Raw genomic sequence first — 22,764 nt, 5'->3', positions numbered from 1 at the left:
CTCTCCTCGGGTCAGTCCAGCGCCCGCTTGCGGAAGCCGCGGATGCCGATCAGCCCGTACAGCAGGCAGGCGGCGACCAGCGCGGCGAGGTCGATCCCGAGCGGGATCGAGTGCAGGGCGCTGTGCGGGATCAGCACGGACCGCAGCCCCTCGCTGACGTAGGTCAGCGGGTTGAGTGCGCACACCACCTGGAACGGCCGCACCACGCTCAGGCCGAACCACGGGAACTGGGTGGCGCCGGTGAACATCAGCGGGGTCAGCACCACGGCGATGATGATGCTGATGTGCCGCGAGTCGACCGCGGTGCCGATGGTCATCCCCACCGTCGCCCCGGCCAGCGAGCCGAGCACGAGGATGCCGGCGACCGGCAGCACGCTGGAGAGCGGCCAGTGCACGTGGTCCAGCAGCAGGAAGCCGAGCGGGATCATCACGCCCGCGCCGATCAGGCCGCGGATCGCCCCGAACAGCAGCTTCTCCACGGCCACCAGGCCGAGCGGGATCGGCGAGAGCAGCCGGTCCTCGATCTCCTTGGTGAACGAGAAGTCCACGATGAGCGGGAAGGCCGTGTTCTGCAGCGCCACCAGGAAGCTGCTGAGCGCCACCACGCCGGGCAGCAGCACCTCCTGGAAGCCCTCGCCGGTGTAGCCGATGCCGGTCAGCACCTTGCCGAAGACGAACAGGATGAAGAACGGCTCGACGACCACCTGCGCCAGGAACGGCACCAGTTCGCGGCCGGTGACGAAGATGTCCCGCCACAGGATGTAGCAGAACGCCCAGGCTGCCGAGCGGCCCCTGCGGGCGCGCACCGGGTCGGTTCCGGCGTGCGGCAGGGGCATCAGGGGGGTGCTGGTGCTCAACGCAGTTCCCTTCCGGTCAGTTCGATGAACACGTCCTCGAGGGTCAGCTCGCCGAGGGACACGTCGTCGAGCTCGCGGTTCAGCTCGGTGAGGGCGCCGACGACGGCGGGCAGCGCCGCGGTGGGGCGGCCGGTAGTGTAGATCCGCAGCCGGCCGGGGCCCGTCGCGGCCCCGCCCGGCTCGGGGGCGTCGGCCCGCTCGGCGCCGGGCAGGTCGACCGGCTCGACCCGCTCGACCCCCGCGGTCTTCTCCAGGGCCCGGAGCACGTCGTTCGGGTCCGCGGCGGGGGAGTCCCGCAGGGTGACGGTCAGGGTGCCGGTGCCCTGCAGCGACCCGGTCAGCGCCCGTGGGGAGTCGAGCGCCAGCAGCTTGCCGTGGTCGATGATGCCGACCCGGTCGCAGAGCTTGGCGGCCTCCTCCATGTCGTGCGTGGTGATCACCACGGTGATGCCGGCCGCGCTCAGCTCGGCGACCCGCTCGTGGACGAAGAGCCGGGACTGCGGGTCGAGTCCGGTGGCCGGCTCGTCCAGGAAGAGCACCCGCGGCCGGTGCATCAGCGCGCGGGCGATCATCACCCGCTGCGCCTGGCCGCCGGACAGCTCGTCCACCCGGGCCCTGCCGTGGTCGGTGAGGCCCACCCACTCCAGGCTGCTGTCCGCCAGCCGCTTGCGCTCGGCGCGCCCCATGCCGTGGTAGCCGGCGTGGAAGACCAGGTTCTGCCGGATGGTCAGCGAGCGGTCGAGGTTGTTGCGCTGCGGGACGACGGCGAAGTTGCGGTGCGCGGTGGCGGGGTCCGCCGCCACGTCGACCCCGAGGATGGTGACGCTGCCCGAGGTCGGGGCCACCCGGGTGGTCATGATGCCGACGGTGGTCGATTTCCCGGCGCCGTTCGGTCCCAGCAGGCCGAACACCTCGCCGGGCCGGACGCTGAAACTGAGATCGTCGACTGCCGGGTGATCGCGGTGACGGTATTTCTTGACCAGATGGTCCACGACGACGGCAGAATCCGCGGCCTGTGGCGCTCGTGCTGTATTCATTGATGCCTGCGAATCGGGCGGGACGCGATAACGGCGGCATGGGGGCTGCGCGGCGAGGAGTTCACGCGCATCCTGATTCGACGTCATGCGCCGGTGGAAAGGGACACGGAACTGTGTGCACCATGTATAGCATGGGGGTGAGTTGGGCCGGTCCGCCGCCATCCGCCACCCCCTGAAACAGGGGGGCTAGGGGGCGGTTAGGGGATGTTCGCCCAAGCGGCCGCTGCTAGCCTGACCGGGCAGCAATGATGTTCCGTCGAGTACGCCGGAAATGCCGCAGGATTCCTTTTCGGACGGCGGGGAGACTGCGGGCGCGCGCTTTTCATCAGGAATCAATTGGTGGTCGATCAATTGGCGGTCAGGCCCGATCCGCTCGACGGCGTCCATGGATGCCGGCCGGCGACCGGCCGGACCCTCACGGCCGGTTCAGGGGTGTGACGGACAACGTGGAGAACGAAGAGAAGCTCCTCGACTACCTCAAGCGGGCGACCGCCGACCTGCGTGAGACCCGCCGGCGGCTGCGCGAGCTGGAGGAGCAGGAGCCCGAGCCGATCGCGATCATCGGCATGGCCTGCCGCTACCCCGGCGGCGTCGGCTCGCCCGAGGACCTGTGGCGGCTCGTCGCGACCGGCACCGACGGCGTCTCGGGCTTCCCCGTCGACCGTGGCTGGGAGCCGGACGCCGAGGCCGGCCCCGAGGCTCCGGACTACACCCGTGAGGGCGGCTTCCTGCACGACGCCACCCGGTTCGACCCCGACTTCTTCAACATCTCGCCGCGCGAGGCGCTGGCCATGGACCCGCAGCAGCGGCTGCTGCTCGAGGTCTCCTGGGAGGCCTTCGAGCGGGCCGGCATCGACCTGGACTCGGTGCGCGGCAGCGCCACCGGCGTCTTCGCGGGCGTGATGTACCACGACTACGCCGCCCGCCTCCTCGAGGTTCCCGAGGGTGTCGCGGGCTACCTGGGCAACGGCAACGCGGGCAGCGTCGCCTCCGGGCGGGTGGCCTACGCGCTGGGCCTGGAGGGCCCGGCGGTCACCGTCGACACCGCCTGCTCCTCCTCGCTGGTCGCTCTGCACTGGGCCGTCCAGGCGCTGCGCGCCGGCGAGTGCACGATGGCCCTGGCCGGCGGTGTCGCCGTGATGTCCACCCCCAACGCCTTCATCGACTTCGCCCGCCAGCGCGGGCTCGCATCGGACGGCCGCTGCAAGTCCTTCGCCGCCGCGGCCGACGGCACCGGCTGGGGCGAGGGCGTCGGCATGCTGCTCGTCGAACGGCTCTCGGACGCCCAGCGCAACGGGCACCCCGTGCTCGCCGTGGTGCGCGGCAGCGCTGTCAACCAGGACGGCGCCAGCAGCGGTCTGACCGCCCCCAACGGCCCGGCGCAGCAGCGGGTGATCCGACAGGCGCTGGCCGCGGCCCGACTGACGGCCCATCAGGTCGACGCGGTGGAGGCCCACGGGACGGGCACCCGGCTGGGCGACCCCATCGAGGCGCAGGCGCTGCTCGCCACCTACGGGCAGGACCGGCAACGCCCGCTGCTGCTCGGCTCGTTGAAGTCCAACATCGGGCACACCCAGGCGGCGGCCGGGGTGGGCGGCATCATCAAGATGGTGCAGGCGATGCGGCACGGCGTGCTGCCGAAGACGCTGCACGTGGACGAGCCGACGCCGCACGTGGACTGGTCCGCCGGTGCGGTGGAGCTGCTGACCGAGGCGCGCCCCTGGCCCGAGACCGGACGGCCGCGCCGGGCGGCGGTGTCCTCGTTCGGCGTCAGCGGGACCAATGCGCACGTGGTGATCGAGCAGGGCGTGTTCGAGCAGGCTGCCGCGGAGGCGGTCGACGTCGTGCCGCCGCTCGACCGGGCGCTGCCGCTGGTAATCTCCGGGCGGGACGAGGTGTCGCTGAGGGCCCAGGCGGCCCGGCTGCGGGAGCACCTGGCCGACCGGCCCGAACTCGGCCCGGCAGAGCTCGGGTTCTCGCTCGCCACCTCCCGCACGGCCCTCAAGCAGCGGGCCGCGCTGCTGGTCCGGAACCGTGAGGAGGCGCTGGCGGCCGTCGGAGCGCTGGCCGACGGCGAGCCGGCCGCGGCGTGTGCGGTGCTGGGTGTGGCGGGTTCGGCGGGGCGGACGGCGTTCCTGTTCGCGGGGCAGGGGAGTCAGCGGGCGGGGATGGGGGCGGAGTTGTGTGCTGCGTTCCCGGTGTTCGCGGTGGCGTACGACGCGGTGTGCGGGGAGTTGGACCGGCATCTGGAGGTGCCGCTGAGGGATGCGGGGGCGCTGCTGGATGAGACGGCGTATACGCAGCCAGCGTTGTTCGCGTTGGAGGTGGCGCTGTTCCGGTTGGTGGAGTCGTGGGGTGTGGTGCCGGACTTCTTGGTGGGGCATTCGATTGGTGAGGTGGCGGCGGCGCATGTGGCGGGGGTGTTGTCGCTGGCGGATGCGGCGCGGTTGGTGGTGGCGCGTGGGCGGTTGATGCAGGGGTTGCCTGCGGGTGGTGCGATGGTGGCGGTGCGGGCGGGTGAGGCGGAGGTGTTGCCGCTGTTGGTGGGGCGTTCGGATGTGGGGATTGCTGCGGTCAACGGGCCTGCTGCTGTGGTGCTTTCGGGTGCCGAGGCGGGGGTGTTGGAGGTTGCGGGTCGGCTGGGTGGCAGGTCCAGGCGGCTGACGGTGAGTCATGCGTTCCATTCGCCGTTGATGGAGCCGATGCTGGCGGAGTTCCGTGCGGTGGTGGCGGGGTTGGCTTTCGGGGAGCCGCGGATCCCGATCGTGTCGACGTTGGACCGGTCGGCGGATCTGGCTTCGGCGGAGTACTGGGTGCGGCATGTCCGTGAGGCGGTGCGGTTCGCCGACGCGATCGCGGTGTTGGAGGCGGAGGGGGTGCGCAGCTTCCTGGAGCTGGGGCCGGACGGCACGCTCTCCGCACTCGGCCAGGCCTGTGTGAGCGCCGAGGACGAGGCGCTGTTCGCTCCTGTGCTGCGCCGTGACCGGGCGGAGGCGGAGACCTTCACCACCGCCCTCGCCCAGCTGCACGTGCGCGGCGTCAAGCTCGACTGGTCGGCCGTCTTCGCGGGCACCGGTGCCCGGCGGATCGACCTGCCCACCTACGCCTTCCAGCGCGAGCGCTACTGGCTGGACAGTGGCTCACTGCCGGTGGGCGACGTCACCATGTCCGGCCTCGGAGTGGTGGAGCACCCCCTGCTGGGCGCGGTGGTAGCACTGCCCGGCGCGGACGGGGTGCTCTGCTTCGGACGGCTGTCGCTGGAGGCGCAGCCGTGGCTCGCGGATCACACGGTGGCGGGCAGCGTGCTGCTGCCGGGCACCGCGTTCGTGGAGCTCGCGGTGGCGGCCGGCGACCAGGCCGGGTGCGGCCTGCTGGAGGAGCTGACGCTGGAGGCGCCGCTGGTCGTTCCGGCGGCGGGCGGCCTGCAGCTCTGCCTCGCGGTCGGCGAGCCGGACGCCACGGGAAGCCGGTCGCTGCAGATCTACTCCCGCCCGGAGCACGACACCGCCGCCGAGTCCTGGACGCGGCACGCGACCGGTGTCCTCGCGGTGGGCGAGCGGGCGGCGTCGTTCGAGCTGACGCAGTGGCCGCCGGCGGGTGCGGAGGCGGTGGCGGTCGAGGGGCTGTACGACGGTCTCGGGCAGGCCGGGTTGGAGTACGGTCCGGTCTTCCGTGGGGTGCGGGCGGCCTGGCGGCGTGGTGGTGAGGTGTTCGCCGAGGTGGTGCTGCCGGAGGGGGCTGCTGAGGAGGCGGGTCTGTTCGGTCTGCATCCGGCGTTGTTGGATGCGTCGTTGCATGCGATCGGGCTGCTGGGTGGTGTGGTGGCGGAGCCGGGTGAAGGGCGGTTGCCGTTCGCGTGGTCGGGTGTGTCGCTCTTCGCTGCGGGTGCGGTGGAGTTGCGGGTGCGGTTGTCGGCGGTGGGCACGGGTGCGGGTGCGGGTGTGGATGCGGTGTCGTTGGTGGTGGCCGATGGTACCGGTGCGCCGGTGGCGTCGGTCGATTCGCTGGTGCTGCGGCCTTTCTCGGCGGAGCAGTTGGCGGTTGGTGGTGGGCGGTCCGAGGCGTTGTTCCGGACGGAGTGGTCGGGTGTGGCGCTGCCGTCGGCCGGGTCGCTCGGTGCGGTGGCGGTGTTGGGGGCGGATGCTCTCGGGTTCGTGGGGGCCAGGTGTGTGGTGGAGTTGCGCGAGCTGGTCGCGGCGGTGCCGGACGCGATCGTGCTGCCGGTGCTGCCGGTGGACACCGGGGACGTTGTTGGGGCCACGCACGAGGCCGTGCGCCGCACGCTGGGGTTGGTGCAGGAGTGGTTGGCGGAGGAGGCGTTCGCCGATTCGCGCCTGGTGGTGGTGACGCGTGGTGCGGTGGCTGCGTTGCCGGGTGAGGACGTGCGTGATCTGCCGTCGGCGGCGGTTCTGGGTCTGTTGCGGTCGGCGCAGTCGGAGAATCCGGGCCGGATCGTGCTGGTGGACGTGGACGATGCTTCGTCGTCCGTGCTGGCGGCGGCCGTGGAGGTGGGTGAGCCGCAGGTGGCGCTGCGTGCGGGGGTGGCGTATGTGCCGCGTCTGGTGCGGGCTTCGACGGCCGGTGACGAGGTGTCGCCGGTGCGGCTGGACCCGGAGGGCACGGTGCTGGTGACCGGTGCGACCGGGACGCTGGGCGGTCTCTTCGCGCGGCATCTGGTGAGCGAGTACGGGGCGCGGCGTCTGCTGCTGGTGTCGCGGCGCGGTGAAGCGGCCGCGGGCGCCGCGGAGTTGGCGGCTGGGCTGACCGAGCTGGGTGCCTCGGTGCGGTTCGCGGCCTGTGACGTGGCGGACCGGGAGGCCCTTGCGTCGCTGCTCGCCTCGCTGGAGCAGCCGCTGACCGCCGTGGTGCACACCGCGGGTGTGCTGGACGACGGGGTAATTTCCTCGCTGACTCTGGAGCGGCTGGCTGCGGTGCTGCGGCCCAAGGTCGATGCGGCCTGGCACCTTCATGAGCTGACGAAGCATCAGAACCTTGCCGGGTTCATCGTCTTCTCCTCCGCTGCCGGGGTGTTCGGTGCGGCCGGGCAGGGCAACTACGCGGCGGGCAACGCTTTCCTGGACGCGCTCGCCGAGCACCGGCACGCCGCCGGTCTGCCGGCCCTCTCGCTGGCCTGGGGTCTGTGGGCCGAGGACGGCGGCATGGCCGGGGAGTTGGGAACGGCGGACGTCGAGCGGATGGCGCGCGGCGGTGTGCTGCCGCTCTCCGCAGCCGAGGGCCTGGCGCTGCTGGACGCCTCGGTGCGCTCGGGCGCGCCGGTTCTGGTGCCGGTCCGGCTCGACCTGGCGGGCCTGCGCGCCCAGGCCGGGCTCGGCCTGCTGCCGCCGCTGCTGCGCGGCCTGGTCCGGGTGCCCGCGCGCCGCGCGGCGGCCGGTGTGGGCGGTGGAGCCGGTGCCTCGGCACTGGGCACGCAACTCGCCGGCCTGCCCCGGGCCGAGCAGGACGCCCTGCTGCTCGACCTGGTCCGTGGCCACGCCGCCGCGGTGCTGGGCCACGGCGGGCCGGAGGCGGTCGACCCGACCCGCGCCTTCCGCGAGCTGGGCTTCGACTCGCTCAGCGCCCTGGAGCTGCGCAACAGCCTCGCCGCGGCGACCGGGCTGCGACTGCCGGCCACCCTGGTCTTCGACCACCCGACCCCGACCGCGCTGGCGGGCCTGCTCGCCGCCGAGCTGCTGGGCGCCCTGCCCGAGGACGGGCTGTCGGTCGCAGCCGCGGTGGCCGCCGACGACGACCCGATCGCGATCGTCGGCATGGCCTGCCGGTTCCCGGGCGGGGTGGCCTCGCCCGAGGACCTGTGGCAGCTGGTCGCGGGCGGCCGGGATGCGATCTCCGGCTTCCCCGAGGACCGCGGCTGGGACATCGAGCGCCTCTACCACCCGGACCCGGAGCACCCCGGCACCTCGTACACCCGGCAGGGCGGCTTCCTGCACGACGCCGCCGCGTTCGACCCGACGTTCTTCGGCATCAGCCCGCGCGAGGCGCTGGCCACCGACCCGCAGCAGCGGCTGCTGCTGGAGACCTCCTGGGAGACCTTCGAGCGGGCGGGCATCGAGCCGGCCTCGCTCAGGGGCAGCCGGACCGGGGTCTTCGTCGGTGTGATGTACCACGACTACGCCGGGCTCCTGCGGGACGATCCGACCGGCGGCGAGGGCTACCTGGGCGGCGGCGACACGGGCAGCATCGCCTCGGGCCGCCTCTCCTACACCTTCGGCCTCGAAGGCCCCGCGGTCACCGTGGACACCGCCTGCTCCTCCTCGTTGGTCGCCCTGCACTGGGCGATCCAGGCGCTGCGCAGCGGCGAGTGCACCATGGCGCTGGCCGGTGGCGTCACGGTGATGGCCACCCCGGCGACCTTCGTGGGCTTCAGCCGCCAGCGCGGCCTGTCGCCCGACGGCCGGTGCCGGGCGTTCTCGGACGACGCGGACGGCACCGGCTGGGCCGAGGGCGCCGGCATGCTGCTCGTCGAGCGACTGTCGGACGCGCGGCGCAACGGGCACCCGGTGCTGGCGATCGTGCGCGGTGGCGCGGTCAACCAGGACGGTGCCTCCAACGGCCTGACGGCGCCGAACGGCCCTGCTCAGCAGCGGGTGATCCGGCAGGCGCTGGCGAGCGCCGGCCTGACGCCCGACGAGGTGGACGCGGTCGAGGCGCACGGCACCGGCACCACGCTGGGTGACCCGATCGAGGCGCAGGCGCTGCTCGCCACCTACGGTCGCGAGCACAGCGCGGAGCAGCCGCTCTGGCTCGGCTCGGTCAAGTCCAACCTGGGCCACACCCAGGCGGCGGCCGGTGTCGCGGGCGTGATCAAGATGGTGATGGCGATGCGCCACGGCGTGCTGCCGAAGACGCTGCACGTCGGCCAGCCGTCCAGCCACGTGGACTGGTCGGCGGGCGCGGTGGAGCTGCTCACCGAGGCGCGGCCGTGGCCGCGGACGGGCCGGCCGCGGCGCGCGGCGGTCTCCTCGTTCGGGATCAGCGGCACCAACGCGCACCTGGTCATCGAGCAGGCCCCGGGGATCGCCGAGGCCGCCGAGGTTACCGAGTCCGCTGCGCCGTCCGCGCCGTCCGCGCCGTCCGTCGCGGCCGGGCGGAGGCCGCTGGTGCCGCTCGTGCTGTCGGGCCGGACGCCGGTGGCGCTGCGCGGCCAGGCGGCCCGGCTCGCCCAGCACCTCGCGGCCCGCCCGGAGCAGGCGATCGCGGAGGTGGGCTTCGCGCTGGCCACGGCTCGCACGGCGTTCGACCACCGTGCCGCCGTGGTCGGGCGCGACCGCGCCGCGCTGCTGCACGGGCTGGAGCAGCTGGCGAGCGGCGCCGCCGCGGGTGAGGTGGTCGGCCCGGTGGGCCGGACGGCCTTCCTGTTCACCGGGCAGGGCAGCCAGCGCCCCGGGATGGGGGCCGAACTCCACGCTGCCTACCCGGTGTTCGCCGAGGCCTACGACGCCGTCGCCGCCGAGCTGGACCGGCACCTGGCGGTGCCGCTGAAGGAGGCCGACGAGCTGCTCGACGCGACCGCCTACACCCAGCCCGCACTCTTCGCGATCGAGGTGGCACTCTTCCGCCTGGTCGAATCCTGGGGCCTGCGGCCGGACTTCCTGGCCGGGCACTCGATCGGCGAACTGGCCGCCGCGCACGTCGCGGGGGTTCTCTCACTTGCCGACGCCGCCAGGCTGGTGGCCGCCCGCGGCCGGCTGATGCAGCACCTGCCCGCCGGTGGCGCCATGGTGGCGGTGCGGGCGGCCGAGGAGCAGGTGCTGCCACTGCTGGCGGGCCGCCCGGAGGTGGGCATCGCCGCCGTCAACGGGCCTTCGTCGGTGGTGGTCTCGGGTGCCGAGCAGGCGGTGCTGGAGGTGGCCGAGCAGCTGACCGCCGACGGGTGCAAGACCAGGCGGCTGACCGTCAGCCACGCCTTCCACTCGCCGCTGATGGAGCCGATGCTGGCGGAGTTCCGCGCAGTCGTCGGCGAGTTGACCTTCCACGAGCCGCGGATCCCGATCGTCTCCACGCTCGACCGGTCCGCGGAGCCGACCTCCGTCGAGTACTGGGTGCGCCATGTCCGCGAGGCGGTGCGCTTCGCCGAGGCGATCCGGGCCCTGGAGGCCGAAGGGGTGAGCACCTTCCTGGAGTTGGGTCCGGACGGCACGCTGACCGCGATGGCGCAGGAGTGCCTGGCCGAGGAGAGCGTGGCGCGGACGGTGTCGCTGCTGCGTCACGACCGCCCGGAGGCCGAGGCGGTCGCCATGGCGCTGGGCAGCCTGTACGCGCGCGGTGTCCGGGTCGACTGGCCGGCGTACTTCGCCGGGACCGGGGCGGAGCTCGGGGCACGGCCCGTCGAGCTGCCCACCTATGCCTTCCAGCGCGAGCGCTACTGGCCCCGGGCGCAGTCCGGCTGGGTCGGCGACCTCGCCTCGGCCGGTCTCGGCGCGGCGGAACACCCGCTGCTGGGTGCCTCGTTGGCGCTTGCGGACGGTGACGGCCACGTTTTCACCGGGCGGCTCGCGGTGGGCAGCCACCCGTGGCTGGCCGACCACGCGGTGGCCGGCACGGTGCTGCTGCCGGGCACCGCCTTCGTGGAGCTGGCGATCCGGGCCGGCGACCAGGCCGGCTGCGGCCTGCTGGAGGAGCTGACGCTGGCGGCGCCGCTGGTGCTGCCGGCCAACGGCGCGGTGCAGCTGCAGCTGACGGTCGGTTCGCCCGATGCCGCCGGTCGGCGCCCGCTGGCGGTCTTCGCCCGCGCGGACGCCGCCGACGCCGACCAGCCGTGGACCCGCCATGCGACGGGTGTGCTGGCGGTGGGTGAGCGGGTGGCGTCGTTCGAGTTGGCGCAGTGGCCGCCGGCGGGTGCCGAGGAGGTCGCGGTCGACGCGGTCTATCCGGGCTTCGAGGCGGCGGGCTTCGGGTACGGTCCGGCGTTCCGTGGGCTGCGGGCGGCCTGGCGGCGCGGCGAGGAGCTGTTCGCCGAGGTGGCCCTGCCCGCCGAGGTCGTCGAGGAGGCGGGCCTGTTCGGTCTGCATCCGGCGCTGCTGGACGCGACCTTGCACGCGATCGGGCTGGGCGGGCTGCTGGAGGACACCGGACAGGGCAGGTTGCCGTTCGCCTGGTCGGGTGTCTCGCTCTTTGCCGCCGGTGCGGCCGAGGTGCGGGTGCGGCTGTCGGCGGCGGGTCCGGACGCGGTGTCGCTGGCGGTGGCGGACGGGTCGGGTGCGCCGGTGGCGTCGATCGACTCGCTCGTGCTGCGGGCCTTCTCGCCCGAGCAGCTGGCGGGCGGCGGCGGCCGCCACGAGGCGCTCTTCCGCGAGGAGTGGGTGAGCGTCGAACTGCCGCCCACGGGCGCGCTCGGCGCGGTCGCGGTGCTCGGCGCGGACAGCCTCGGACTGCCGGGCGCCGCGTGCTTCGACGACCTGGCGGAGCTGGGCGAGACCCTGCCGGACACGGTCGTGCTGCCGGTGCCGCAGAGCGTCGGGGAGGTCGTCGCGGCCACCCACCGGACCGTCCAGCAGGTACTGGGGACCGTCCAGCAGTGGCTGGCGGACGAGGCGTTCGCCGGCTCCCGGCTGGTCGTGGTGACCCGCGGCGCGGTGGCCCGCACTCCCGGCGAGAGCGTCTGGGACCTGCCCTCGGCCGCGGTGCGGGGTCTGCTGCGCTCGGCGCAGGCGGAGCACCCGGGCCGGATCGTGCTGATCGACACGGACGAGGACCCCGCCTCGCCGGCCGCGCTCGCCGCCGCCGTCGGGACGGACGAGCCCCAGCTCGCGCTGCGCGCAGGCCTCGCGCTCGCTCCCCGGCTGGCCCCCGTCGGCACCGACGAGCCCGTGGCGGTGCCGGCCTACGACCCCGCCGGCACCGTTCTGGTCACCGGCGCGACCGGTTCGCTCGGCCGCGCGGTGGCCCGCCACCTGGTGGCGCGGCACGGGGTGCGGCAGCTGCTGTTGGTCTCGCGCCGCGGTGAAACCGCCGAGGGCGCGGCCGAGTTGGCCGCCGAGCTGGCGCAGCTGGGTGCCTCGCCGCGGTTCGTGGCCTGCGACGTCGCGGACCGTGAGGCGCTGGCCGCCCTGCTGGCCGAGCACCCGGTGTCGGCGGTGGTGCACACCGCCGGCGTGCTGGACGACGGTGTGGTCTCCTCGCTCACCCCCGAGCGGCTCGCCGCCGTGCTGCGGCCCAAGGTCGACGCCGCCTGGCACCTGCACGAGCTGACCAAGGACCACGGCCTGACCGCCTTCGTCCTCTACTCCTCCGCGGCCGGCGTCTTCGGCAACCCCGGCCAGGCCAACTACGCTGCCGCCAACGCCTTCCTGGACGCGCTCGCGAGGCACCGGCGCGCCGCCGGCCTGCCGGCCACCTCGCTGGCCTGGGGCCTGTGGGCCGAGGACGGCGGCGGCATGGCGGGCGAGCTGGCCGAGGCCGACGCCCGCCGGATGGCGCGCGGCGTGGCGGCCCTGTCGGTCGCCGAGGGCCTGGCGCTGCTCGACCTGGCCGTCGGCCTGCCGGATCCGGTGCTGCTGCCGGCCCGGCTGGATCTGCCCGCGCTGCGTGCGCGGGCGGCGGAGTCGGGCGAGGTGCCCGCGCTGCTGCGGGGTCTGATCCGCCGGCCGGCCCGGCGCGCGGCCGGCGCTGCCGATGCCGACCCGGGGCAGGCGCTGGTGCGCCGACTGACCGGGCTGGACGCCGGTGAGCAGGAGCGCATCCTGCTGGAGCTGGTGCGTGCTCAGGTCGCGGCGGTGCTCGGCTACGCCACCGCCGTCGCCGTCCAGCCAGGCGCCGGGTTCCGGGAGTTGGGCTTCGACTCGCTGACCGCCGTCGAGCTGCGCAACCGCCTGGGTGCGGCCACCGGCCTGCGGCTGCCGGCCACCATGGCCTTCGACCACCCGAGCCCGGCCGAGCTGGCCGGTGCGCTGCGCGCCGCGCTGCCGCTCGACGAGCAGGCGGCCGGGCCGGGCGTCTTCGCCGAACTCGACCGCCTGGCCGAGGCGTTGGCGACCACCCCCACCGACGACGAGACCGGGACGCGGGTCACCCTGCGCCTGCAGGCGCTGCTCACCCAGTGGCGCAGCTACCTCGGGGCCGATGACCCGGTCCCGGCCGAGAGCGGCACCGACATCGAATCGGCCACCGACGACGAGCTGTTCGACCTGCTCGACGACGAGCTCGAAACCTCCTGACCGGGCGACCGGCCCCCAGTACGCAGGCGCGACCCCTTTTCCGCAAGGAACGGACGGACACGGTGAACGAGGACAAGCTGCGCGACTACCTCAAGCGCGCCACCACTGATCTGCGCAACGCCCGCCGGCGCCTGCGGGAGCTGGAGGAGCGTGACCAGGAGCCGATCGCGATCGTCGGCATGGCCTGCCGCTACCCGGGCGGGGTGAGCACGCCGGAGGAGCTGTGGCGGCTGGTGGCGCAGGGCGGTGACGCCATCGGCGGCTTCCCCACCGACCGCGGCTGGCAGGTCGATGCGCTGATCGGCGACGACCCGGACCAGCAGGGCACCAGCTACGTCAGCCAGGGCGGATTCCTGCACGACGCCTGCGAGTTCGACCCGGCGTTCTTCGGGATATCGCCGCGCGAGGCGCTGGCCATGGACCCGCAGCAGCGGCTGCTGCTCGAAGCGTCCTGGGAGGCCTTCGAGCGGGCGGGCATCGACCCGACCGCGCTCAAGGGCAGCCGGACGGGCATCTTCGCCGGCCTGATGTACCACGAGTACGCCAGCCGGCTCGGCGCGGTGCCGGAGGGCGTCGAGGGCCACCTGGGCACCGGCAGCTTCGGCAGCGTCGCCTCGGGCCGGATCTCCTACACCCTCGGCCTCGAAGGCCCGGCCGTCACCGTCGACACCGCGTGCTCCTCCTCGCTGGTCGCCCTGCACCTGGCGGTGCAGGCGCTGCGCTCGGGCGAGTGCACGCTGGCGCTGGCCGGCGGCGTGACCGTGATGGCCACCCCCGGCACCTTCGTGGAGTTCAGCCGCCAGCGCGGCCTGTCCACCGACGGTCGCTGCAAGGCGTTCTCCGCCGATGCGGACGGCACCGGCTGGGGCGAGGGCGTGGGCATGCTGCTGGTGGAGCGGCTCTCGGACGCGCGGCGCAACGGGCACCCGGTGCTCGCCGTGGTGCGCGGTTCGGCGATCAACCAGGACGGTGCCAGCAACGGTCTGACGGCGCCGAACGGCCCCTCGCAGCAGCGGGTGATCCGCCAGGCGCTGGCCAGTGCCGCGCTGACGCCGGGCGAGGTGGACGTGGTGGAGGCGCACGGCACCGGCACCACCTTGGGTGACCCGATCGAGGCGCAGGCGCTGCTGGCCACCTACGGCCAGGAGCGCCCGGCGGACCGGCCGCTCTGGCTGGGCTCGGTGAAGTCGAACATCGGGCACACCCAGGCCGCGGCCGGGGTCGGCGGTGTGATCAAGATGGTGCTGGCGATGCACCACGGCGTACTGCCGCGCACGCTGCACGTCACCGAGCCGTCCCCGCACGTGGACTGGTCGGCGGGTGCGGTGGAGCTGCTGACCGAGGCGCGGCCCTGGCCCGAGACCGGACAGCCGCGCCGGGCGGGCGTCTCCTCGTTCGGCTTCAGCGGGACCAATGCGCACGTGATCGTCGAGCAGGCGCCCGCGGCCGTGGAGGCGGTCGTCGGGGCGCCGGTGGGTCCGCAAGGCGCGGCGGCGATCGGTGCGGCGGTGCTGCCGTGGGTGGTGTCGGGGCGTGGTGTGCAGGCGTTGCGTGGTCAGGCGGTGCGGTTGCGGGCCTTCGTGGCGGCGCAGCCTGCGCCGCGGGCGTTGGATGCCGGTCTCTCGTTGGCCACTGGTCGCGCCGCGTTGGAGCACCGGGCCGTGGTGCTCGGCGGCGACCTGGCTGAACTGGAGCATGGGCTGGCGGTGTTGGCCGCCGGTGGGGTGGCTGCCGATGTGGTCGAAGGGGTGGCGCGGGCCGTCGGCAAGGTGGCGTTCGTCTTTCCGGGGCAGGGGTCGCAGTGGGCCGCGATGGGTGCGGGGCTGTGGGAGGAGTCGCCGGTCTTCCGGGCGGCGATGGAGGAGTGTGCCGCGGCGCTCGCGCCGTTCACCGACTGGTCGTTGACCGAGGTGCTGCTCGGCGGTGCGGGTGAGGCGTGGCTGGACCGGGTCGAGATCGTGCAGCCGGTGCTGTGGGCCGTGATGGTCTCGCTGGCGGCCGTGTGGCGGGCGGCGGGCGTGCAGCCCGATGTGGTGCTCGGTCACTCGCAGGGTGAGATCGCGGCGGCGGTGGTGGCGGGTGCGCTGTCGCTGGAGGACGGCGCGAAGGTGGTGGCGTTGCGCAGCAGGGCGATCGCCGCCGGGTTGGCGGGGCGTGGTGGCATGGTGTCGTTGGCGCTGCCGGTGGTCGAGGTGCGTGAGCGGTTGGCGGGCTGGGGTGAGCAGCGGATCTCGGTGGCGGCGGTGAACGGGCCGTCCTCGGTGGTGGTGTCGGGTGAGCCTGCCGCGTTGGACGAGTTGCTGGCTTCGTGCGAGGCGGACGGTGTGCGGGCGCGTCGGGTTCCGGTGGACTATGCCTCGCACTCGGCGCAGGTCGAGGACATCCAGGCGGAGCTGCTGGCCGCGCTGGCGGGGATCGAGCCGCGGGTAGGCCGGGTGCCGCTGCTGTCCACGGTGACCGGCGAACTGATCGACGGCGCAAGCATGGACGCCGCGTACTGGTACACCAACCTGCGCGAGACCGTGCGCTTCGCGGACGCCGCCCGCACCCTGGTGCGGGACCACGGCGTCGCCGGCTTCGTCGAGGTGAGCCCGCACCCGGTGCTGCTGACCGGGCTGCAGGAGTGCGTGGAGGAGGCCGAGGCCCCGGCGGTGACCGTGGGCACGCTGCGCCGGGGCGAGGGCGGTGCCCGCCGGGTGCTGGCCTCGCTGGCCGAGGCGTGGGTGCGCGGGATCGCGGTGGACTGGACGGCCGCGGTCTTCGCGGGCACCGGTGCCGAGCGCACCGACCTGCCCACCTACGCCTTCCAGCGCAGCCGCTACTGGCTGGAAGCGGCGACCGCACCCGCCGCCGAGGAGCGGGACGGCGCCCTCGACCCGGTGGAGGCGGAGTTCTGGGCGGCCGTGGAGAACGAGGACCTGGCCGCGCTGGCCGACTCGCTCGACCTGGGCGGGGACGCCCCGCTGAGCGCGGTGCTGCCGGCACTCTCCTCCTGGCGGCGGCAGCGCCGCGAGCAGTCGGTGATCGACGGCTGGCGCTACCGGGTCGACTGGCGCCCGCTGACCGCGCTGCCCACCCCGGTGCTCTCCGGGACCTGGCTGCTCGTGGTGCCCGAGCACCTGGCCGCCGACCCCTGGGCGGTGGGCGCCGCCCGGGCGCTCGCCGAGCGCGGCGCCCGGGTCGCGAGCCTGCTGGTGGGCCCGGCCGACCTGGAGCGCGCGGCGCTGGCCGGGCTGCTGGGCCGGGAGCCGGCCGAGGGCGGCACGCCCGCCGGGGTGCTGTCGCTGCTCGGACTCGACGAGAGCCGCCGCCCCGACCACCCGTCCGTGCCGGCCGGCCTGGCGGGCACCGTCGCGCTGTTCCAGGCGCTGGCGGACGCCGAGCTGCCGACCCCGGTGTGGAGCGTCACCCGGGGCGCGGTGGTGGTGGACCGCGACGAGCGGCTGAACTGCCCCGCGCAGGCGCTGGTCTGGGGCCTGGGCCGGGTCGCCGCGCTGGAGGACGCGCCGCGCTGGGGCGGCCTGCTCGACCTGCCCGAGCTGCCGGACGAGCGCACGCTGGACCGGCTGGTGGGCGCGCTGGCCGGCACCGGCGGCGAGGACCAGCTCGCCCTGCGACCCGGTGGGGTCTTCGCCCGGCGGCTGCTGCACGCGCCGGCCGGCCCGGCGCCGGCCGAGGGCTGGCGCCCCGGCGGCGGCACCGTGCTGGTGACCGGCGGCACCGGCGCGCTCGGCGCGCACGTGGCCCGCTGGCTGGCCCGGGGCGGCGCGGAGCACCTGCTGCTGACCAGCCGCCGCGGCCCGGAGGCCGAGGGCGCCGCCGAGCTGCACGCCGAACTGACCGCGCTGGGCGCCCGGGTCACCATCGCCTCCTGCGACGTCTCGGACCGGGCGGCGCTGGCCGAGCTGCTGGCCGGGATCCCGGCCGAGCAGCCGCTGACCGCCGTGATGCACACCGCCGCCGTCCTGGACGACGCGGTGATCCAGGCGCTGACCGCCGACCAGTTGGAGCGCGTGCTCCGGGTGAAGGTCGACTCCGCCCTGCACCTGCACGAGCTGACCCGCGAGCTGCAGCTGTCCGCCTTCGTCCTCTTCTCCTCGTTCGCCGCCACCTTCGGCGCCCCGGGCCAGGGCAACTACGCGCCCGGCAACGCGTTCCTGGACGCGCTGGCCGAGCAGCGCCGCGCCGACGGCCTGCCCGCCACCTCGGTGGCCTGGGGGCCGTGGGGCGAGGGCGGCATGGCGGCCGAGGGCGGCCTGGGCGACCGGATGCAGCGCCACGGGATCCTGCGGATGGCGCCCGACGCGGCCGTGGCCGCCCTCCAGCAGGCGCTGGACCAGGGCGACCGGGTGCTGACCGTGACCGACATCGACTGGCAGCGCTTCGCGCTCGCCTTCACCTCGGGCCGGGTCCGGCCGCTGCTCTTCGACCTGCCCGAGGCCGTGCGGGCGCTGGCGCGCACCGGCAGCGGCGGCGAGGAGCGGGCGGACGCCGAGGGCGGCCTGGCCGCCCGGCTCGCCGGTGCGCCCGCCGCCGAGCGGGACCGGATCCTGCTGGACCTGGTCACCTCCCACGTCGCCGCCGCGCTCGGCTACCCGGGCCCGGAGGCGGTGGACACCACCCGGGCGTTCAAGGAGCTGGGCTTCGACTCGCTGACCGCCGTCGAGCTGCGCAACCGGCTCGGCGCGGCGGCCGGCGTCAAGCTGCCCGCGACCCTGATCTACGACCACCCCACCACCCAGGCCCTGGTCCGCCACCTCGCCGAGGAGCTCTCCGGCACGGTGGGCCGGGCCGCGGCCCCGGTCGTGGTCCGCTCGGCCGCGGACGACGAGCCGATCGCGATCGTCGGCATGAGCTGCCGCTTCCCTGGCGGTGTCGCCTCGCCCGAGGACCTGTGGCAGCTGCTGCTCGACGGCGGTGACGCGCTCTCGGAGTTCCCCACCGACCGGGGCTGGGACCTCGACACCGGCACCTCCTACCTGCGCGAGGGCGGGTTCCTGGACGACGCCAGCCACTTCGACGCCGGCTTCTTCGGCATCTCGCCGCGTGAGGCGCTGGCGATGGACCCCCAGCAGCGGCTGCTCCTGGAGACCAGCTGGGAGGCGATCGAGCGGGCCGGGATCGACCCCGCGCTGCTGCGCGGCAGCCGGACGGGTGTCTTCGCCGGCACCAACGGCTCGGACTACCTGAGCCTGCTGACGGGTGCGGCCGAGTCCGCCGAGGGCCATGTCGCCACCGGCACCGCGGCCAGCGTGGTCTCGGGCCGCGTCTCCTACCTGTTCGGCCTCGAAGGCCCGGCGCTGACCGTGGACACCGCCTGCTCGGCCTCGCTGGTGGCCCTGCACCTGGCCGTGCGGGCGCTGCGCGGCGGCGAGTGCGAACTGGCGCTGGCCGGTGGCGTCACCGTGATGTCCACCCCGGGCACCTTCGTCGAGTTCAGCAAGCAGCAGGGCCTGGCCTCGGACGGCCGGTGCAAGCCGTTCTCGGCCGCGGCCGACGGCTTCACGCCCTCCGAGGGCGTGGGCATGCTGCTGGTGGAGCGGCTCTCGGACGCGCGGCGCAACGGGCACCCGGTGCTCGCCGTGGTGCGCGGTTCGGCGATCAACCAGGACGGTGCCAGCAACGGTCTGACGGCGCCGAACGGGCCGTCCCAGCAGCGGGTGATCCGCCAGGCGCTGGCGGACGCGGGCCTGACGCCCGACCAGGTGGACGCGGTGGAGGCGCACGGGACGGGCACCAGACTCGGCGACCCGATCGAGGCGCAGGCGCTGCTGGCCACCTACGGCCAGGGCCGTCCCGCCGACCGGCCGCTCTGGCTGGGCTCGGTGAAGTCCAACCTCGGCCACGCCCAGGCGGCGGCCGGGCTGGCCGGTGTGATCAAGATGGTGCTGGCGATGCGGCACGGGGTGCTGCCGGCCAGCATCCACCTGGACGAACCCACCGCGCAGGTCGACTGGTCGGCGGGTGCGGTGGAGCTGCTGACCGAGGCGCGGCCCTGGCCCGAGACCGGACAGCCGCGCCGGGCGGGCGTCTCCTCGTTCGGCTTCAGCGGGACCAACGCGCACGTGATCGTCGAGCAGGCGCCCGCAGTCGTGGAGGCGGTTGACGGGGCGCCGGTTGACGGGGCGCCGGTGGGTCCGCAAGGCGCGGCGGCGATCGGTGCGGCGGTGCTGCCGTGGGTGGTGTCGGGGCGTGGTGTGCAGGCGTTGCGTGGTCAGGCGGTGCGGTTGCGGGCCTTCGTGGCGGCGCAGCCTGCGCCGCGGGCGTTGGATGCCGGTCTCTCGTTGGCCACTGGTCGCGCCGCGTTGGAGCACCGGGCCGTGGTGCTCGGCGGCGACCTGGCTGAACTGGAGCATGGGCTGGCGGTGTTGGCCGCCGGTGGGGTGGCTGCCGATGTGGTCGAAGGGGTGGCGCGGGCCGTCGGCAAGGTGGCGTTCGTCTTTCCGGGGCAGGGGTCGCAGTGGGCCGCGATGGGTGCGGGGCTGTGGGAGGAGTCGCCGGTCTTCCGGGCGGCGATGGAGGAGTGTGCCGCGGCGCTCGCGCCGTTCACCGACTGGTCGTTGACCGAGGTGCTGCTCGGCGGTGCGGGTGAGGCGTGGCTGGACCGGGTCGAGATCGTGCAGCCGGTGCTGTGGGCCGTGATGGTCTCGCTGGCGGCCGTGTGGCGGGCGGCGGGCGTGCAGCCCGATGTGGTGCTCGGTCACTCGCAGGGTGAGATCGCGGCGGCGGTGGTGGCGGGTGCGCTGTCGCTGGAGGACGGCGCGAAGGTGGTGGCGTTGCGCAGCAGGGCGATCGCCGCCGGGTTGGCGGGGCGTGGTGGCATGGTGTCGTTGGCGCTGCCGGTGGTCGAGGTGCGTGAGCGGTTGGCGGGCTGGGGTGAGCAGCGGATCTCGGTGGCGGCGGTGAACGGGCCGTCCTCGGTGGTGGTGTCGGGTGAGCCTGCCGCGTTGGACGAGTTGCTGGCTTCGTGCGAGGCGGACGGTGTGCGGGCGCGTCGGGTTCCGGTGGACTATGCCTCGCACTCGGCGCAGGTCGAGGGGATCCGCGCGGAGCTGCTGGCCGCGCTGGCGGGGATCGAGCCGCGGGCGGGCCGGGTGCCGCTGCTGTCCACGGTGACCGGCGAGCTGATCGACGGCGCAAGCATGGACGCCGCGTACTGGTACACCAACCTGCGCGGGACCGTGCGGCTGCAGGAGGCGGTCGGGTCGCTGCTGGCCACCGGCTGCGGGACGTTCATCGAGGTCAGCCCGCATCCGGTGCTGGTGATGGCGGTGCAGGAGAGCATCGAGGCGGCCGAGCGTGACGCGGTGGCCTTCGGCACGCTGCGCCGGGGCGAGGGCGGTGCCCGCCGGGTGCTGGCCTCGCTGGCCGAGGCGTGGGTGCGCGGGATCGCGGTGGACTGGACGGCCGCGGTCTTCGCGGGCACCGGTGCCGAGCGCACCGACCTGCCCGGCTACGCCTTCCAGCGCCGCCGCTACTGGCCCGAGCCGGTCAGGTTCGAGGAGCCGGCCGCGCAGGCGGGCAACGACCCGGTGGAGACGGCCTTCTGGGAGGTCGTGGAGAACGAGGACCTGGCCGCGCTGGCCGACTCGCTCGACCTGGGCGGGGACGCCCCGCTGAGCGCGGTGCTGCCGGCGCTCTCCTCGTGGCGGCGGCAGCGCCGCGAGCAGTCGGTGATCGACGGCTGGCGCTACCGGGTCGGCTGGCGCCCGCTGACCGCGCTGCCCACCGCGCCGGTCCTGCCGGGCACCTGGGCGGTCATCGTCCCCGAAGGGCTGGTGGACCAGGCGTGGGTGGCCGACACCGCCCGTGCGCTGGCCCGGCACGGAGCCGAGGTGCGGCTGTTCGGCCTGGACCGGGTCGACCTGGAACGGGAGGCGGTCGTCGAGCGGCTGCGCAAGGAGCTGGGCGACGTGGTCGAGCTGACCGGCGTGCTCTCGCTGCTGGCGCTGGACGAGCGGGCGCACCACGAGCACCCGGCGCTGCCGCTCGGCCTGGCCGGGACCGTCGCGCTGGTGCAGGCGCTCGGCGACGCCGGGTTCGAGGCGCCGCTGTGGTGCGCGACCCGCGGCGCCGTGGCGGTCGACCGCGGCGAACGCGCGGCGGGCCCGGACCAGTCGCTGGTCTGGGGCCTGGGCCGGGTCGCCGCCCTGGAGCAGCCGCAGCGCTGGGGCGGTCTGCTCGACCTCCCGGACACGCTGAACGAGCGGGTGCTGGACCGGCTGGCCGGGGTGCTGGCCGGGGCGGGCGGTGAGGACCAGCTGGCCGTGCGGGCCTCCGGGGTCTTCGGCCGCCGCCTGCTGCCGGCCCCCGCGGGCCCGGCGCCGGCCGAGGGCTGGCGTCCCGGTGGCGGCACCGTGCTGGTGACCGGCGGTACCGGCGCGCTCGGCGCGCAGGTGGCCCGCTGGCTGGCCCGGGGCGGCGCGGAGCACCTGCTGCTGACCAGCCGCCGCGGTCCGGAGGCCGAGGGCGCCGCCGAGCTGCACGCCGAACTGACCGCGCTGGGCGCCCGGGTCACCATCGCCTCCTGCGACGTCTCGGAGCGGGCCGCACTGGCCGGACTCCTGGCCGCCGTACCGGCCGAACAGCCGCTCACCGCGGTCTTCCACACCGCGGGCGTGCTGGACGACGGGGTGCTCGATGCGCTGACCCCGGACCGGGTCGCCGGTGTGCTGCGCCCGAAGGTGGACGCCGTGCGCCACCTGCACGAGCTGACCCGGGCCTCGGAACTGACGGCCTTCGTGCTGTTCTCCGGCATCGCCGGCACCCTGGGCGACCCCGGGCAGGCCAACTACGCCGCCGCCAACGCCTATCTGGACGCCTTCGCCGAGCACCGCCGGGCCGCGGGCCTGCCCGCCACCTCGGTGGCCTGGGGCCGCTGGGGCGAGTCGGGCATGGCCGCCGACGGCCTGATCGGCGACCGCCTGGACCGCGCCGGGCTGCCCGGCATGGCGCCGGGGGCGGCGATCGCCGCCCTGCAGCAGGCGCTGGACCTGGACGAGACCGTGATCACGGTCGCCGACATCGTCTGGGAGCGGTTCGTGCCCGGCTTCACGGCCGTGCGCGCCTGCGCCCTGCTGGACGAACTGCCCGGCGCCCGGCGCCCGGTCACGGCCGGCGGGACCACCGGGGAGACGGCGCCCACCGACGCCACCGAGCTGCGCCGGCGCCTTGCGGGGATGGCGGAGCTGGAACGCGAGCAGACCGTCCTCGACCTGGTGCGGGCGCACGCGGCGGCGGCGCTCGGCCACCCGACGGTGGACGAGGTGCTCGGCGGCCGGGCGTTCAAGGAGCTCGGCCTGGACTCGCTGACCGCCCTGGAGCTGCGCAACCGGCTCGGCGCCGCCACCGGGCTGCGACTGCCGGCCACGCTGGTGTTCGACTTCCCGACCCCGGCCGCGCTGGCCGCCCGGCTGCAGGCGGACCTGCTGTCGGCCGGTGACGGACGGGCCGGGGCCTCGCTCGCCGACCTCGACCGGCTGGAGGCCGCGCTGGCCGTGGTCGCCGCCGACGAGTCCACCCGCGCGGACGTCGCCGCCCGCCTGTCGGCCCTGCTGACCCGCTGGAGCGGCGAGCCGGGCGAGCGGGCCGCCGGGGAGCAGGTGACCGAGAAGCTCCAGGCGGCCTCGGCCGACGAGCTGTTCGCCTTCATCGACAACGAGTTGGGCATCGCCTGACCGGACCGGCCCGCACCGG

Annotated in this window: 3 protein-coding genes and 1 pseudogene; 2 read left to right on the top strand and 2 right to left on the bottom strand. The window is 74.8% G+C overall.

Annotated elements, in window-relative coordinates:
• Positions 1-11: 11 nt before the first annotated feature.
• Both OG294_RS07505 and OG294_RS07500 read right to left on the bottom strand, forming a co-directional pair.
• Positions 12-857: an ABC transporter permease gene (locus OG294_RS07505; protein WP_327065636.1), complete on the bottom strand. Its 846-nt coding sequence runs from the start codon at positions 855-857 to the stop codon at positions 12-14.
• On the bottom strand, positions 854-1,894 hold the full coding sequence (locus tag OG294_RS07500) for an ABC transporter ATP-binding protein (protein ID WP_327065635.1): 1,041 nt from the start codon (positions 1,892-1,894) through the stop codon (positions 854-856). The genes OG294_RS07505 and OG294_RS07500 overlap by 4 nt, the downstream gene beginning before the upstream one ends.
• Before the next feature lie 488 nt (positions 1,895-2,382).
• Between OG294_RS07500 and OG294_RS07495 the strand changes: the two are divergent.
• Positions 2,383-13,068 (top strand): annotated as a pseudogene (locus tag OG294_RS07495) (type I polyketide synthase); the annotation flags it as partial.
• A 62-nt stretch (positions 13,069-13,130) separates the two neighbouring features.
• Positions 13,131-22,745, top strand: a complete 9,615-nt coding sequence (locus OG294_RS07490) for a type I polyketide synthase (RefSeq protein WP_327065633.1) — start codon at positions 13,131-13,133, stop codon at positions 22,743-22,745.
• Positions 22,746-22,764 lie beyond the last annotated feature (19 nt).

This window comes from Kitasatospora sp. NBC_01302 (assembly GCF_035976515.1).
Taxonomy (GTDB): Bacteria; Actinomycetota; Actinomycetes; order Streptomycetales; family Streptomycetaceae; genus Kitasatospora.
This window is presented reverse-complemented; position numbering and strand designations above follow the sequence as displayed.

What these genes read in the sequence shown, in the direction of transcription:
- OG294_RS07500 (WP_327065635.1), bottom strand. Translation starts at nt 1,894, where the DNA reads ATGAATACAGCACGAGCGCCACAGGCCGCGGATTCTGCCGTCGTCGTG.